The organism is Aeromonas crassostreae, from assembly GCF_054052445.1.
On record NZ_JBSTYM010000059.1, the window covers coordinates 1 to 715 of the forward strand.

At 64.6% G+C, this 715-nt stretch carries 1 protein-coding gene; it reads left to right on the plus strand.

What is annotated here, in order from left to right:
- The coding region (locus ACW5W4_RS18865; RefSeq protein WP_456690411.1) for a VCBS domain-containing protein at nucleotides 1-715 on the plus strand (715 nt) is incomplete at both ends.

Genomic DNA, 715 nt, shown 5'->3' on the forward strand with positions numbered 1-715 from the left:
TGGCGAATGATGTCTCTGGTGCGGACACCCTGGCGGCGTTCGTGGGCTGGAGTGCGACGGGACACAACAACGACACCGCATTGACGGCCCTCAATACCTACGGCACCTTCATCCAGCATGGCGACGGGACCTGGAGCTATGCGCTGGATAACGGCAAGGCGGCGACCCAGGCCCTGACGGGGTCGTTCACTGAGAGCTACGACGTCTGGTACACCATGAAGGATGCGGATGGCGACGAGAGCATCGCCAAGCTGACCATCACCATTAAGGGAGCGGATGACAGCCAGAGCGTGACGGTGCAGGCGGCAGGGGGGGCAACCACCACCGTCTACGAGACCGCGCTGGCGGATGGCCGCAACGAGCTGGCCGACCCGGCGGTCAACAGCGACCCGCGCGAAGCGGTGAGCGGCACCTTCACGGTGAGTGCGACGGATGGCATCGCCAGCGTCAGCGTCCTGGGTCAGAGCTTCGTCCCGGGCGGCGTCTTGCCGCAGGGCATCGCGACCGGCTATGGGCTGCTGGACATCACCAGTTTCACCGTCAGTGCGGATGGCAAGAGCGCGGTGGTGGGGTACACCTACACCTTGTCGGACAACGTGGTCAACGCCACGCCGGCGAGCACCTTCTTCGATGACATTGGCAACAGTGTCACGGTGACCGGGGTGAGCGGCGTGAGCTCGGCGGCGGAGGACCTGCAGATACGCATCATGGATGA